Raw genomic sequence first — 12,990 nt, forward strand, 5'->3', positions numbered from 1 at the left:
GGCACCATTCTCTCCCTTTTGGCATCATGAGCGCCATGGAGGCGCGGGGGGAGCGGTCCGTCTCGGCGGGCGGCGACATCGGGGTGGCGGTGACGGGCGACCACAACCAGGTGCTGCTGGCGCCTGCGGTGCGCTCGGCGTACCGGGAGCGGGTGCGCGGCTATGCCCCGCCCGAACTACTCGGCCGCGAGGCCGAGTTGGCCGACCTCGCCACCTTCTGCACGACCGACTCCGGCCGGGCGTACGCCTGGTGGCGGGCCGAGGCATGGGCCGGCAAGACGGCACTGATGTCGTGGTTCGCACTGCACCCGCCACAGGGCGTGCGGATCGTGCCCTTCTTCGTGACGGCGCGGTGGGGGGCGCAGAACGATGTGACGGCGTACGTCGATGTCGTACTGGAGCAACTCGCGGAGCTGGTGGGGGAGGGGCTGCCGGCCTATCTGACCGAGGCCACCCGCGAGGCCCACCTCCTTCGCCTGTACGGCGAGGCGGCCCGTGTCTGTGCCGGGCGCGGCGAGCGCCTCATCCTCCTGGTCGACGGCCTGGATGAGGACCGCGGGGCCACCACGGGCCCGGACGCCCACAGCATCGCGAGTCTGCTTCCCGCCCGGCCGGAGTCGGGGATGCGCGTCCTGGTGGCGGGCCGGCTGAACCCGCCGGCCCCGGGCGACGTGCCCGGCGACCACCCGCTGCGCGACCCCGCGGTCGCGCGGACGCTGACGACGTCGCCGTACGCCCAGGCGATCCGCACGGAGGCGGAGCGCGAGCTGAAACAGCTGATCGTCGCGGGCGGCCTCGACCACGACCTGCTGGCCCTGGTGACGGCGGCGGGTGGCGGTCTGACGGCCGAGGACCTGGCCGAGCTGACCGGGGCGGTTCCGTACCGGGTGCGGGACACGCTGCGCACCCGGGCCGGGCGGACGTTCGGCCTGCGGGTGAACGTGTATCTGCTCGCCCACGAGGAACTCCAGGTCCAGGCCCAGGCGATGCTCGGTGCCGCCGAACTCGACCGGTACCGGGGCAGGTTGCACGACTGGGCCGAGGCCTGGCGGGGGCGGGGCTGGCCGGAGGGCACGCCGGAATACCTGTTGCGGGGGTACTTCCGCATGCTCCGCGCGACGGGCGACACCGGTCGGATGACGGACTGCGCCCTGGACGCCGTGCGGCACGACCGGATGCTGGCGGTGACCGGCACGGACGCGGCCGCCCTGGTGGAGATACGGGACATCGGGGAGCTGGTGGCCCGGACGGAGCGACCCGATCTGCTGGTCCTGCTGAAACTGGCGATGCAGCGGACCCGCCTACAGGACCGGAACGTGGGAATTCCTGCCGAAATGTGCCATGCCTGGGCCGAGTTGGGCCATATGGAGAAGGCGGAGACCCTGGCGCGCGCGTTTCCGACGAGGTCGGCCGTCGCACTCGCCGGGGTCGCTGCTGCCGCTGCCCGGAGGGAGACGCACCGCGCCCTCGGCCTGCTCGCCGAAGCCGAGGCCGAGCTGGGGGTCGAACGCTCGCGAAGAAGACACGGGTACACCCCCGTGATACGGGCGATGCTTCCGGCGTTCGCGGAACTCGGGCTGTACGAGCGAGCGGAACAACTGGTGCTGTCCTTCGAGGCCTTCGACCAGGAGCAGCTGGTTCCTGAGATGGTCCACACCTGGGTCGGGGCCGGGCGCCTGGACCGGGCGGAGGCACTGGCCCGGTCGGTGGAGGAGACCGTGGTCCCGGCGGCCCTGGCCCGGTACGCGGCGGACCTGGCGCGCTGCGGGGAAAGAGCGAAGGCCGACGCCCTCCTCGACGAAGTCGACCGTCTGGCCCGGACGCTCCGGAATGCCCAGGCGGTGCTGTGGGAGCTGGCGCACGCGGGGGAGCGGGCCAGGACACAGGCACTGGCCGACGCGACGGGCGCCTGGCTGGGGCGCGAAGGGCTGTCCATCGTGCTGCTCTCCGCACTGGCGCAGGCAGGTGAGTTCGAGCGCGCGGAGGAAGTGCTCGCGAGCATCAAGAGCACCGAGTACCGGCAGGACGGGGTGGGCGCACTGGCGCGTGCGCTGGCCGCCGCCGGCCGGACCGCCGAGGCGGAAGAAGCGGTCCGGGGCATCGCACACCCCACCATCCGCGCGAAGGCCCTGGCCGATGTGGTGGAGGTGCTGGCCGGCTCAGGGCGGTTCGACCGGGCCGAAGCCGTGGCCGAGTCCGTCGACAGCCGCATGGCCGTCGCCGCGTTGGCTCGTGGCGTCGTCGCCTGGGCGGCGGCACCGGAGCGGGGCACGGAGGCGAACAGGGTGGAGGCCGCCCGCGTGCTCTCCCGTGCGGAGTCCCGTGCGCGCGACGAGAGGTCCGGCGGTCCGGGTGCCTCGGATCGGATGCGGGCAGCGGAACTGCTGCGGAAGGCCGGATCTCCGCGTGACGCCGCCGTCGTTCTGGAGGGGATCGAGGCCCTTCTCCCGCCGGTGCCTCCTGCCGACGCGCCCCCCGAGACGACCATCTGGTACGAGTCCTTCATCTGGAACGTGGCCGAAGCACTGGCTGATGCCGGGGAGTTCGACAGAGCGGAGGCACTGCTGGGTATGTGCCCCGCCCCCCGATGGCCGCACGGGGTGTGGACCGCGATGGTGCTCGGGTTCCTCGACGCGGGCGAGTTCGAGCGGGCCGCCACAGTTGTGCGGGAGTACAGCGGCTTCTCCGGCGGCGTGCTTGCCCTTGACCTGGTACGCGGCCTCGCCGACAAGGGTGAACTGGACCGGGCGGCCGCCGCCGCGGAGCTGATCCCCGATCACGAGGACCGGAGCCGCGCCAACGCGTCGATCGCTGCCGCACTTGCCACGGCGGGGCACGTCGAGCGGGCGAACGAACTTCTCGATGCGGCCCCGGTACCGGACGGGGAACCCGGATCCGCAGGGTGGGTGAGGGAAAGCGAACTGGCCTACCGTATGGACCGGTTGCACGCTCTGCACGTCTTGGGCAGGGACGCCGCCGTGGCCGAGGAGGCCGACGCCGCCGTGTCATTCGTACAAGGGACGGGGAATGGCGCCGACGCCCTCCTGACGACCTTGGTCGCCGTGCGGCAGTATGAGCACGCCGAGACCGTCGGCCTCGACCTCGGCCTCACCGATTCGGCCCGGGCAAGGGCCGAGACCACACTGGTCACAGCGCTGGCCGAAGCGGGGGACATCGACCGGGCGATGGTGCTGGCCGGGGTCGACGCCCGTCCCGACAGCGGTCTCGACCGGGTGAGCCGCGGAGCGGCGGACGCGCTGGCGCCGGTGGTGCAGCCCGCCCTCGGCCGCAGGCTCGCGGCACACGCGCTGCTGGGCGAGGGCACATGGCTGGACGGGCTGCGGGCGGCGGCACGGCTGGAGCCCCGAGTCGTCCCCTACGTAGTCGAGGCTCTGCGCATCCCTACTGAGGCCCGTACATCCGCCCCGTCCTCGAAGTGATCCCCCCGAGCAACCCCCGAGGCACCACCTTCACCACTCCCATCAACGCCTTGTACCGAGGATCCGGAATCGACAGCGTCTTCCCCCGCGCAAGGTCGTTCAGCGCGGCCGCCACGAGCTTGTCGGCATCGAGCCACATCCAGCCGGGAATGTTGTCCGTGCCCATGCCCGCCCGCTCATGGAACTCGGTGCGTACGAAGCCGGGGCAGAGGGCCATCAGCCGTACCCCGCTCCCGGCCAGGTCCTTGGCCGCCCCCTGGGTGAACTGCACGACCCACGCCTTGGACGCCCCGTACGTGCCGCGGGGGACGAAGGCCGCCACCGAGGCGACGTTGACCACGCCGCCGCGGCCCCGCTCGCGCATCCCCTCCGTCGCCGCCGACGTCAGTCGCAGCACCGCCTCGCAGTGGACCTTGAGCATCTTCAGCTCGTCGGCCATGGAGACGTCGAGGTAGCGGCCCTTGTTCCCGAAGCCGGCGTTGTTGACCAGCAGGTCGACCGGGTTCCTGCGGTCGGCGAGGCGGGCGGCCACCGTCTCGATGCCGGAGTCCTCCGCGAGGTCCGCGGTGAGGACCTCCGCCTCGATGCCGTGGCGGTCGTGGAGTTCGGTGGCCTGTTCGCGCAGCCGCTTGGTGTCGCGGGCCACCAGGACGAGGTTGTGACCGTCGGCGGCGAGGCGCCGTGCGAACGCGGCACCGATGCCCGCGGTCGATCCCGTAATCAATGCCGTTGTCATGACGCAAGGTTAATGACCAGGACCGACAGCGTCCGCTTGCCGAGGACGCCGTCAGGCGCCGTGCTTCTCCACATACTCGAGCGCCCACTGCCGCACCTCCGGATGGAGTGCCCCACCCGCCGCCAACAGCCGTGGCTGGAGGGGCCGTTCGGTGGTCATCGCCCGGAACGCCAGGGCGACCGTCACCTCGTGGTCCGGCCGGTGCACGATCTCGACGGGGTCCCCGGTACGGATCTCGCCGGGCCGGATCACCCGCAGATACGCCCCGGGCGCGCCCTTCCGGGTGAACCGCTTCACCCACCGCTTCTCCTCCATGTGGCCCTGGAAGGTGGCGCACGGGATGCGCGCGCTGGAGATCTCCAGCACCACCTCGGGCCCGATGCGCCAGCGTTCGCCGATCAGCGCGCCGGAGACGTCGATGCCCTGTGTCGTGAGGTTCTCGCCGAAGGCGCCGTTGGCCAGGGAACGGTCCAGCTCGCGCTCCCAGTCGTCCAGGTCCTCGCGCGCCATCGCGTACACGGCCTGGTCGTCGCCGCCGTGGTGCTGCCTCTTGCACACCGCGTCCCCGGCGAGCCCACTCCCGCCGATGCCCTTGGGGCCGGGCGCGGCCACCCGCACCGGTCCGTCGACCGGCCGCTTGTCGATACCGGTGACGCCCTCCGGGTTGTCCGTGTACGAAACGGCCTTCTCGCGGCCCAGATTCACCGACAGAAGCTTCATAACGGCACGGTAGGACACCGGTGCCCAAAGGCGCCACGCACTATTCGCCGCCGTATCAAAGCCCGGCTTATCCTCGAAGGGTGATCGAGGCCCGTCATCTCCGTGTCCTGCGCGCTGTCGCCACCACCGGCTCCTTCTCCGCCGCCGGGCGCGAACTGGGCTGCACCCAGCCCGCCGTGAGCCAGCAGATGAAGGCCCTGGAGGCGTCCGTCGGCACCCCGCTGCTCATCCGCAGCGGCCGAGAGATGCGGCTGACCCAGGCGGGGGAGGCGCTCGTGCGGCACGCAGCCGGGATCCTCGCCGGACTGACGGCGGCGGAGGAAGAGGTCGCCGCCATCGCCGGACTGCGGGCCGGGCGCGTGCGGCTCGTCTCCTTTCCCAGCGGCAGCTCCACCCTGGTCCCGACCGCGCTCGCGGCGCTGCGTGCCGCGCACCCGGGCACGCGGGTCTCCCTGGAGGAGGCCGAACCCCCGCAGTCCGTCGCGATGCTGAGGGAGGGCGACTGCGATGTCGCCCTCGCCTTCCGGTACGAGGGGGCCGCCCAGGAGGGCGAGTGGGACGACCTCGTCGTACGGCCACTGCTGCGGGACCGTCTCGTCGCCCTCGTACCGGAGCGGCATCGGCTCGCGTCCGCCGGGGCCGTGGCCATCGGGGAGCTGGCGCGGGAGCCCTGGATCGCCGGATGTCCGCGCTGCCGGGGGCAGTTGGTCGAGGTGTGCGAGGGCGCCGGGTTCACGCCCCGCATCGACTTCGCGACCGACGACTATCCGGCGGTGGTGGGACTGGTGGGCGCCGGCCTCGGCGTGGCCGTGCTGCCGCAGCTGGCCATCGAGTCCGTACGGCCGCGAGGCGCGCGCACCGTCACGCTGGAACCGGCCGTGCGGCGGGAGATCGTCGCGCTGACCCTGCCCGATCTGGCGCAGGTGCCCGCGGTGGCGGCGACCCTGGACCAGCTCGCGAACGCGGCGGGCCGGAAGTAGGGAAGGGGCACGCGTACGCGTGCCCCTTCCGGAAGAAACGTTCCTTCAGTTGTTCGAGACGGCGTGCCCACCGACCGACGACGCCGTCACCAGCCGGTTTCGTGCCCGCCCCATGAGCTCCTCGCGCTCGTCCTCGGTCAGCCCGCCCCAGACGCCGTACGGCTCTCTCACCGCCAACGCGTGTGCCGCGCACTGGGCGCGGACCGGGCATCTCATGCAGACCTCCTTGGCCGAGTTCTCACGAGCACTCCGGGCCGCTCCTCGCTCGCCCTCCGGATGAAAGAAGAGCGAGCTGTCCACCCCGCGACAGGCGGCCAGGAGCTGCCAGTCCCACAGGTCCGCGTTCGGTCCGGGAAGGCGGGAGAAATCTGCCATTGCGTGACCCCTTGTAGCCGTTCTGTGGCGGATACGGTGTCTACGACCGTACATCTGCGATCTAAGGAGATGAAAATATGACTCATTGCGAATCTAGCCTCAGACACCAGGAAATGGGAAGAAATGGAGCTAAATGGGGCACTGGTTGTGATGAAACGTTGTGGGTCCGTCGTGCATGTCTGCACCGTGTCCGCACCCTCACGTAGAGTGCCGAAGATGGCACACGGCCCCGTAACTCTTTCGAGTGACCGTCGTTGAGAGTGCGGAGGCGGTTGAAACACAAAGCGCTCGGGCAGGCGTCCGAGACGGTCGACCGCACAGGTGACGATTTCGTACCAGCCTGGAGGCTCAAGGTGACGTGCATCAGCTGCGGAGGGCGGCCATGACATCCGTCCTCGTCTGCGACGACTCCCCGCTTGCCCGAGAGGCGCTCCGCCGCGCGGTCGCGACCGTGCCCGGCGTAGAGCGCGTGACGACCGCGGCCAACGGCGAGGAAGTCCTCCGCCGCTGGGGCGCCGACCGCTCGGACCTGATTCTGATGGACGTACGCATGCCCGGTCTGGGCGGCGTCGAGACCGTCCGGCGGCTGCTGTCCGCCGACCCGGGTGCGCGCATCATCATGCTCACCGTCGCGGAGGACCTGGACGGGGTCGCGCTCGCGGTCGCCGCGGGCGCGCGGGGCTATCTGCACAAGGACGCCTCGCGCGCGGAGCTGCGGGCGACGGTGACGCAGGCCCTCGCCGACCCGACGTGGCGGCTCGCTCCCCGTCGGCTGCGGTCCGCCGAGATGGGGGCGGCGCCCACCCTCACCGCGCGTGAGATCCAGGTGCTCGAAGGGATGAGCCACGGTCGGTCCAACGCGGAGATCGGGCGTGAGCTGTTCCTGTCCGAGGACACCGTGAAGACGCACGCGCGTCGGCTGTTCAAGAAGCTTGGTGCTTCTGACCGGGCGCATGCGGTCGCGCTCGGGTTCCGATGGGGTCTGGTTCGCTGAGAACCCGGTCCTGCGGGCCGTTGTTGTGTGCGGGTCGTTCGTGGCTGGTCGCGCCCACGCGGCGGTAGCCGCATGTCGATGCAGCCCCGCGCCCCTTTCGGGGCGCGGATGCCGGCGTCGGTCAAATGGCCCCGTCGGTGTCCGCTGCTTGTTTCGGCGCCGATGCCGCATCCTTGAGGTGTGGAGTCTCTCGGGGACGAGTCGGTCGAGCGGAAGGGGAGGGCGCAGGGTATGAGTTCCGGCGCACCTGCTCATAACGCTTCGGTGCACAACATCGGACGTGGTGCCGCGGATGAATCGGCCGCAGGGCACCATGGACCGATGCGCGAGGACGAGACGACGGTGATCGGTGGGCTCGTTCACCGCGCCGTCGACGGGGATGAGCAGGCGACACACGACCTGCTCGCCCATGTCCACCCACTGGCGCTGCGCTACTGCCGCACCCGCCTGTCACGGCTGCCCGGCGACGCACGTCACTTCGTGGAGGACCTGGCGCAGGAGGTCTGTGTCGCGGTTCTCCTCGCCCTGCCGCGCTACCGGGACACCGGTCGCCCCTTCGAGGCCTTCGTCTTCGCCATCGCCGCCCACAAGGTCGCCGACCTGCAGCGTGCGGCGATGCGTGGTCCCGGCTCGACAGCGGTGCCGTCCGACGAGATGCCCGAGCGGCCGGACGACTCCCTCGGCCCCGAGGAGCGGGCGCTGCTCAGCAGTGACGCCGAATGGGCCAAGAAGCTGCTGGCCAACCTCCCCGACAACCAACGGGAGCTGTTGCTGCTGCGGATCGCGGTGGGGCTGACGGCGGAGGAGACGGGGCAGATGTTGGGAATGTCACCCGGAGCGGTGCGGGTGGCTCAGCACCGGGCGTTGAGCCGACTGCGGGCCCTCGCCGAGCAGTAGTCCCTTGGCGTTGCGTCTTCGTGTCTTCGGTGAACAGGTCGTACCTGAGTTCCGTACGAACATACGAAGCCGGTAGCCGGACGGAACCGTGGAATTCGGGACCCTTCCTTCCCGTTAGCATGGACATCCGCACCGATCAAGGCCATTGGGGAAGGTGTCATGACTGCAAACGTCGACGGAGTGCCTGACAAATTCGCGACACTCGGGCTGACCTACGACGACGTGCTGCTGCTGCCGGGCTCGTCGGACATGGCGCCCGACGAGATCGACACCGCCTCGTACGTCTCCAGGAACGTGCGGGTGAACATCCCGCTGCTGTCCGCCGCCATGGACAAGGTCACCGAGTCGCGCATGGCGATCGCGATGGCCCGTCAGGGCGGCGTCGGTGTTCTGCACCGCAATCTCTCCATCGAGGACCAGGCCAACCAGGTCGACCTGGTGAAGCGCTCCGAGTCCGGCATGGTGGCCGACCCGATCACCGTGCACCCGGACGCCACGCTCGCCGAGGCCGACGCGCTGTGCGCCAAGTTCCGCATCAGCGGCGTCCCGGTCACCGACCCCAACAAGAAGCTCCTCGGCATCGTCACCAACCGCGACATGGCCTTCGAGAGCGACCGCTCCCGTCGGGTCCGCGAGGTCATGACGCCGATGCCGCTGGTCACCGGCAAGGTCGGCATCTCCGGCGTCGAGGCCATGGAACTGCTGCGCAAGCACAAGATCGAGAAGCTGCCGCTGGTCGACGACGCGGGCGTCCTCAAGGGCCTCATCACCGTCAAGGACTTCGTCAAGGCGGAGAAGTACCCGAACGCCGCGAAGGACGCCGAGGGCCGGCTGCTCGTCGGTGCCGCGGTCGGTGTCGCCGGTGACGCCTACGAGCGCGCCCAGGCGCTGATCGAGGTCGGCGTCGACTTCATCGTCGTGGACACCGCGCACGGCCACTCCCGGCTGGTCGGCGACATGGTCGCCAAGATCAAGTCGAACTCCTCCGGTGTCGACGTCATCGGCGGCAACATCGCCACCCGTGACGGCGCCCAGGCGCTCATCGACGCCGGCGTGGACGGCATCAAGGTCGGCGTCGGGCCCGGCTCCATCTGTACGACCCGTGTCGTCGCCGGCATCGGCGTCCCGCAGGTCACCGCGATCTACGAGGCCTCGCTGGCCGCCAAGGAGGCCGGCATCCCGGTCATCGGCGACGGTGGCCTCCAGTACTCCGGCGACATCGCCAAGGCCCTGGTCGCGGGCGCCGACACCGTGATGCTGGGCTCGCTGCTCGCGGGCTGCGAGGAGTCCCCGGGCGAGCTGCTGTTCATCAACGGCAAGCAGTTCAAGTCGTACCGCGGCATGGGCTCGCTCGGCGCCATGCAGACGCGCGGCGAGCGCAAGTCGTTCTCCAAGGACCGCTACTTCCAGGAGGGTGTCGCCTCCGACGAGCAGCTGGTTCCCGAGGGCATCGAGGGCCAGGTGCCCTACCGCGGCCCGCTGCACTCGGTCGTCCATCAGCTGGTCGGCGGACTGCGCCAGTCGATGTTCTACGTCGGCGGCCGCACGGTGCCGGACCTGCAGGCCAACGGCCGCTTCGTACGGATCACGTCGGCGGGTCTGAAGGAGTCGCACCCGCACGACATCCAGATGACGGTCGAGGCGCCGAACTACAGCCGTAAGTAGTCGGCCAGTAGTCGCCAGGCTTCCCGAGGGCGGCCCCGGGACCTCCGGGGCCGCCCTCGGCGTGGCCGTCGGGGATACTGGAAGGCGCTGCAACGCATCAGGGAAAGGCCACACACGTGACTGAGATCGAGATCGGGCGCGGCAAGCGCGGCCGCCGGGCGTACGCCTTCGACGACATCGCCGTCGTCCCGAGCCGTCGTACGCGCGACCCGAAGGAGGTCTCGATCGCCTGGCAGATCGACGCCTACCGCTTCGAGCTGCCGTTCCTGGCCGCCCCCATGGACTCGGTCGTCTCCCCGGCCACCGCGATCCGCATCGGCGAGCTCGGCGGCCTCGGCGTGCTGAACCTCGAGGGCCTGTGGACGCGGTACGAGGACCCGCAGCCGCTGCTCGACGAGATCGTCGGCCTGGACTCCGAGACGGCGACCCGGCGCCTCCAGGAGATCTACTCCGCCCCCATCAAGGAGGAGCTGATCGGCGCGCGCATCAAGGAGGTGCGCGACTCGGGTGTGGTCACCGCGGCCGCGCTCTCCCCGCAGCGCACGGCGCAGTTCTCCAAGGCCGTCGTCGACGCGGGCGTGGACATCTTCGTCATCCGCGGTACGACGGTGTCGGCCGAGCACGTGTCGGGTTCGCACGAGCCGCTGAACCTGAAGCAGTTCATCTACGAGCTCGACGTCCCGGTGATCGTGGGCGGCTGCGCCACCTACACCGCCGCACTGCACCTGATGCGCACCGGCGCCGCGGGCGTCCTGGTCGGCTTCGGCGGCGGCGCGGCGCACACCACGCGCAACGTGCTGGGCATCCAGGTCCCGATGGCGACCGCGGTCGCGGACGTGGCGGCGGCCCGCCGTGACTACATGGACGAGTCCGGCGGCCGGTACGTGCACGTCATCGCCGACGGTGGCGTGGGCTGGTCCGGCGACATTCCCAAGGCCATCGCCTGCGGCGCGGACGCCGTCATGATGGGCTCCCCGCTCGCCCGCGCCACGGACGCGCCCGGCAAGGGCCACCACTGGGGCATGGAGGCCATCAACGAGGAGCTTCCGCGCGGCAAGAAGGTCGACCTCGGCACGGTCGGCACGGTCGAGGAGGTCCTGACCGGCCCGTCACACACCCCCGACGGCTCGATGAACCTCTTCGGCGCCCTGAAGCGGGCCATGGCCACCACCGGGTACAGCGAGCTCAAGGAGTTCCAGCGCGTCGAGGTGACGGTCGCGGACTCGCAGCACAAGCGGTAGGTCGTACGGCGCCGGAAGGGCCGGTCGCCCCGGGCGGGTGACCGGCCCTTCCGCGTGCCCAAGGGTGCTGGAGGGGGCGTGTTGCGCGGGAGGGGCGCGTGGTTGCGTTCGGGGCGAATGTGGGCTGAACGGGCGTAGTGAGTCGCTAGTGTCCGTGATCGGCGCCCCAGTTGTGTGGGGTGCCCCCTTCCAAGGACATGGTCCCGGACCCCGGCCGTCGGGGCCCGGCCCGAGATCCGACGTGTCGCCTACCGGGCCTCTGGGTGGCGTCGTGGAAGGGGGCGCCTGTGGGCCGCCACCGCAAGCCCACCCGCTGGGACCGACTCCGTCTGCGGATGGTGAAGTGCCGGAGGAGGTGGATCTTGCGGATTTTTGGATGGTGAGCGGCCGCCCCCACACACACTAGGGGCGGACACTCCGTGAACCATCTCGGAGCCTGCCGCAGTGCCCCTGCGGTGGGCTCCACCTGTCTCCGTAAGGTACCCGCGCCGCGCCCCGCATGCCACCAGCCGCCGGAGCCCGCCCACCCACGCGCCCCCCTTCACAACCGATGCGCCGCCCCCGTAGGCGTGGCGCCGCGTGTGTCCAGCAGCAGTTGTGCCTTCACCGACAGGCCCTGCAAGTCGTACGTCCGGTGCTGCTGGAGCAGGATCGTCAGGTCCGCGTCGGCCGCCGCCTCGTACAGGGAGTCCGCGCGGGGGACCGGGCGGTCCAGGACGTTCCAGGAGGGGACGTGCGGGTCGTGGTAGCTGACGGAGGCGCCGAGCTCCATCAGGCGGATCGCGATCTCCCGTGCGGGCGTGGCCTGTTGGTCGGCGAGGTCGGGCTTGTACGTCACGCCGAGGAGCAGGACGCGGGCGCCGCGCGCCGACTTGCCGTGTTCGTTGAGGAGGGCGGCGGCGCGCTGGACGACGTAGCGCGGCATCTGGCTGTTGACCTGTTGGGCCAGTTCGACCATGCGCAGGGTGCGGCCGGTGGCGGCACCGGTCAGGTCCTGGGGGACCGCGTGGCCACCGACGCCGGGACCGGGGCGGAAGGACTGGAAGCCGAAGGGCTTGGTCTCCGCGCACCGGACGACGTCCCACAGGTCGACACCCAGGTCGTGGCAGAGGACGGCCATCTCGTTGACGAGGGCGATGTTGACGTGGCGGTAGTTGGTCTCCAGGAGCTGGACCGTCTCCGCCTCCCGCGGGCCACGCGCGCGTACCACCTTGTCGGTGAGGCGCGAGTAGAAGGCGGCCGCCGACTCGGTGCAGGCGGGGGTGAGGCCGCCGATCACCTTGGGGGTGTTGGCGGGGGTGAAGTCGCGGTTGCCTGGGTCGACGCGGCTGGGGGAGTAGGCGAGGTGGAAGTCGCGGCCCGCGCGGAGGCCGGAGCCCCCTTCGAGGAGGGGACGCAGGAGGTCCTCCGTGGTGCCCGGGGGGACCGGGGACTCCAGGATGACCGTGGTGTGCGGGCGCAGGTGGGCGGCCAGGGTGCGGGCCGCGGACTCCACCTGGGTGAGGTCGAGCCCGCCGTCCGCCCCGCGCGGGGTGGGCGCGCAGATGACCGCGGTGCGCACCCGGCCGAGTTCGGCGGGGGAGGTGGTCGGCCGGAAGCCCCCCGAGAGCATCCGGCGCAGTTCGGCGGGGCTGAGGGAGCCGGGCTCGGGCCCGGTGCGGTAACCGAGCGTGGGGATGCCGGCGGCGACGGCGGCCTGGGCCAGGGGCAGTCCGTAGGGGCCGAGTCCGATGACGGCGAGATCTGCGGGCATGGCGTTGGACCGTCCTTCCCAGTAGCCGAAGCGGGACAGGTGCGCAAGCCGTGTGGACTGGACGAGCGAGCGCAATGTCAGACTAAGAGTAAATCTGACCGAAATACGAGATTGATTCCTTGTGTCTTCCGGCAGGAGTTCCTCAAGCTTTGGCCTACGCCTTGTGGAAGTTGTCCACAGGCTGGGGGC

Annotated in this window: 10 protein-coding genes; 6 read left to right on the forward strand and 4 right to left on the reverse strand. The window is 70.7% G+C overall.

Annotated features, from left to right (window positions below; all coding sequences use genetic code 11):
- Positions 1-26 precede the first annotated feature (26 nt).
- Complete coding sequence (locus tag TN53_RS46940; protein WP_159038214.1) at positions 27-3,440, forward strand: hypothetical protein; 3,414 nt, start codon at positions 27-29, stop codon at positions 3,438-3,440.
- On the opposite strand, the gene TN53_RS28765 is transcribed toward TN53_RS46940, so the two are convergent.
- Both TN53_RS28765 and TN53_RS28770 read right to left on the reverse strand, forming a co-directional pair.
- On the reverse strand, positions 3,403-4,176 hold the full coding sequence (locus tag TN53_RS28765) for an SDR family NAD(P)-dependent oxidoreductase (RefSeq protein ID WP_046261613.1): 774 nt from the start codon (positions 4,174-4,176) through the stop codon (positions 3,403-3,405). The two genes, TN53_RS46940 and TN53_RS28765, sit on opposite strands and share 38 nt — an antisense overlap.
- Before the next feature lie 51 nt (positions 4,177-4,227).
- A complete protein-coding gene (locus TN53_RS28770; protein WP_046261614.1) occupies positions 4,228-4,896 on the reverse strand; it encodes an MOSC domain-containing protein in 669 nt (222 codons plus the stop codon).
- A gap of 80 nt (positions 4,897-4,976) precedes the next feature.
- Between TN53_RS28770 and TN53_RS28775 the strand changes: the two genes are divergently transcribed.
- Positions 4,977-5,876 (forward strand): LysR family transcriptional regulator, encoded by a 900-nt coding sequence (locus tag TN53_RS28775; protein ID WP_046261615.1) that lies wholly within the window; start codon positions 4,977-4,979, stop codon positions 5,874-5,876.
- Between the two features lie 45 nt (positions 5,877-5,921).
- On the opposite strand, the gene TN53_RS28780 is transcribed toward TN53_RS28775, so the two are convergent.
- Positions 5,922-6,251 (reverse strand): WhiB family transcriptional regulator, encoded by a 330-nt coding sequence (locus tag TN53_RS28780; protein WP_046261616.1) that lies wholly within the window; start codon positions 6,249-6,251, stop codon positions 5,922-5,924.
- 382 nt (positions 6,252-6,633) lie between these two features.
- Between TN53_RS28780 and TN53_RS28785 the strand changes: the two genes are divergently transcribed.
- The 4 genes from TN53_RS28785 to TN53_RS28800 all read left to right on the forward strand — a co-directional run bounded on the left by TN53_RS28785 (position 6,634) and on the right by TN53_RS28800 (position 11,048).
- Positions 6,634-7,245 (forward strand): response regulator transcription factor, encoded by a 612-nt coding sequence (locus TN53_RS28785; RefSeq protein WP_003948568.1) that lies wholly within the window; start codon positions 6,634-6,636, stop codon positions 7,243-7,245.
- Positions 7,246-7,476: 231 nt separating this feature from the next.
- The gene (locus TN53_RS28790; protein WP_420719135.1) at positions 7,477-8,142 is read left to right on the forward strand and encodes a sigma-70 family RNA polymerase sigma factor; all 666 of its coding nucleotides are present in this window, start codon (positions 7,477-7,479) and stop codon (positions 8,140-8,142) included.
- 159 nt (positions 8,143-8,301) lie between these two features.
- Positions 8,302-9,807, forward strand: coding sequence for an IMP dehydrogenase (gene guaB / locus TN53_RS28795; protein ID WP_046261618.1), 1,506 nt, complete (start codon positions 8,302-8,304; stop codon positions 9,805-9,807).
- A 116-nt stretch (positions 9,808-9,923) separates the two neighbouring features.
- Complete coding sequence (locus tag TN53_RS28800) at positions 9,924-11,048, forward strand: GuaB3 family IMP dehydrogenase-related protein (RefSeq protein ID WP_046261619.1); 1,125 nt, start codon at positions 9,924-9,926, stop codon at positions 11,046-11,048.
- Positions 11,049-11,589: 541 nt separating this feature from the next.
- On the opposite strand, the gene TN53_RS28805 is transcribed toward TN53_RS28800, so the two are convergent.
- Positions 11,590-12,801 carry a nucleotide sugar dehydrogenase gene (locus TN53_RS28805; protein ID WP_046261620.1) on the reverse strand — a complete coding sequence of 404 codons (1,212 nt, stop codon included), beginning with the start codon at positions 12,799-12,801 and terminating at the stop codon, positions 11,590-11,592.
- Positions 12,802-12,990: the final 189 nt, after the last annotated feature.

This window comes from Streptomyces sp. WM6386, from assembly GCF_000972385.1.
GTDB lineage: Bacteria > Actinomycetota > Actinomycetes > Streptomycetales > Streptomycetaceae > Streptomyces.

What these genes read in the sequence shown, in the direction of transcription:
- TN53_RS46940 (WP_159038214.1), top strand. Translation starts at nt 27, where the DNA reads ATGAGCGCCATGGAGGCGCGGGGGGAGCGGTCCGTCTCGGCGGGCGGC.
- TN53_RS28765 (WP_046261613.1), bottom strand. Translation starts at nt 4,176, where the DNA reads ATGACAACGGCATTGATTACGGGATCGACCGCGGGCATCGGTGCCGCG.
- TN53_RS28770 (WP_046261614.1), bottom strand. Translation starts at nt 4,896, where the DNA reads ATGAAGCTTCTGTCGGTGAATCTGGGCCGCGAGAAGGCCGTTTCGTAC.
- TN53_RS28780 (WP_046261616.1), bottom strand. Translation starts at nt 6,251, where the DNA reads ATGGCAGATTTCTCCCGCCTTCCCGGACCGAACGCGGACCTGTGGGAC.
- TN53_RS28785 (WP_003948568.1), top strand. Translation starts at nt 6,634, where the DNA reads ATGACATCCGTCCTCGTCTGCGACGACTCCCCGCTTGCCCGAGAGGCG.
- TN53_RS28790 (WP_420719135.1), top strand. Translation starts at nt 7,477, where the DNA reads ATGAGTTCCGGCGCACCTGCTCATAACGCTTCGGTGCACAACATCGGA.
- guaB (WP_046261618.1), top strand. Translation starts at nt 8,302, where the DNA reads ATGACTGCAAACGTCGACGGAGTGCCTGACAAATTCGCGACACTCGGG.
- TN53_RS28805 (WP_046261620.1), bottom strand. Translation starts at nt 12,801, where the DNA reads ATGCCCGCAGATCTCGCCGTCATCGGACTCGGCCCCTACGGACTGCCC.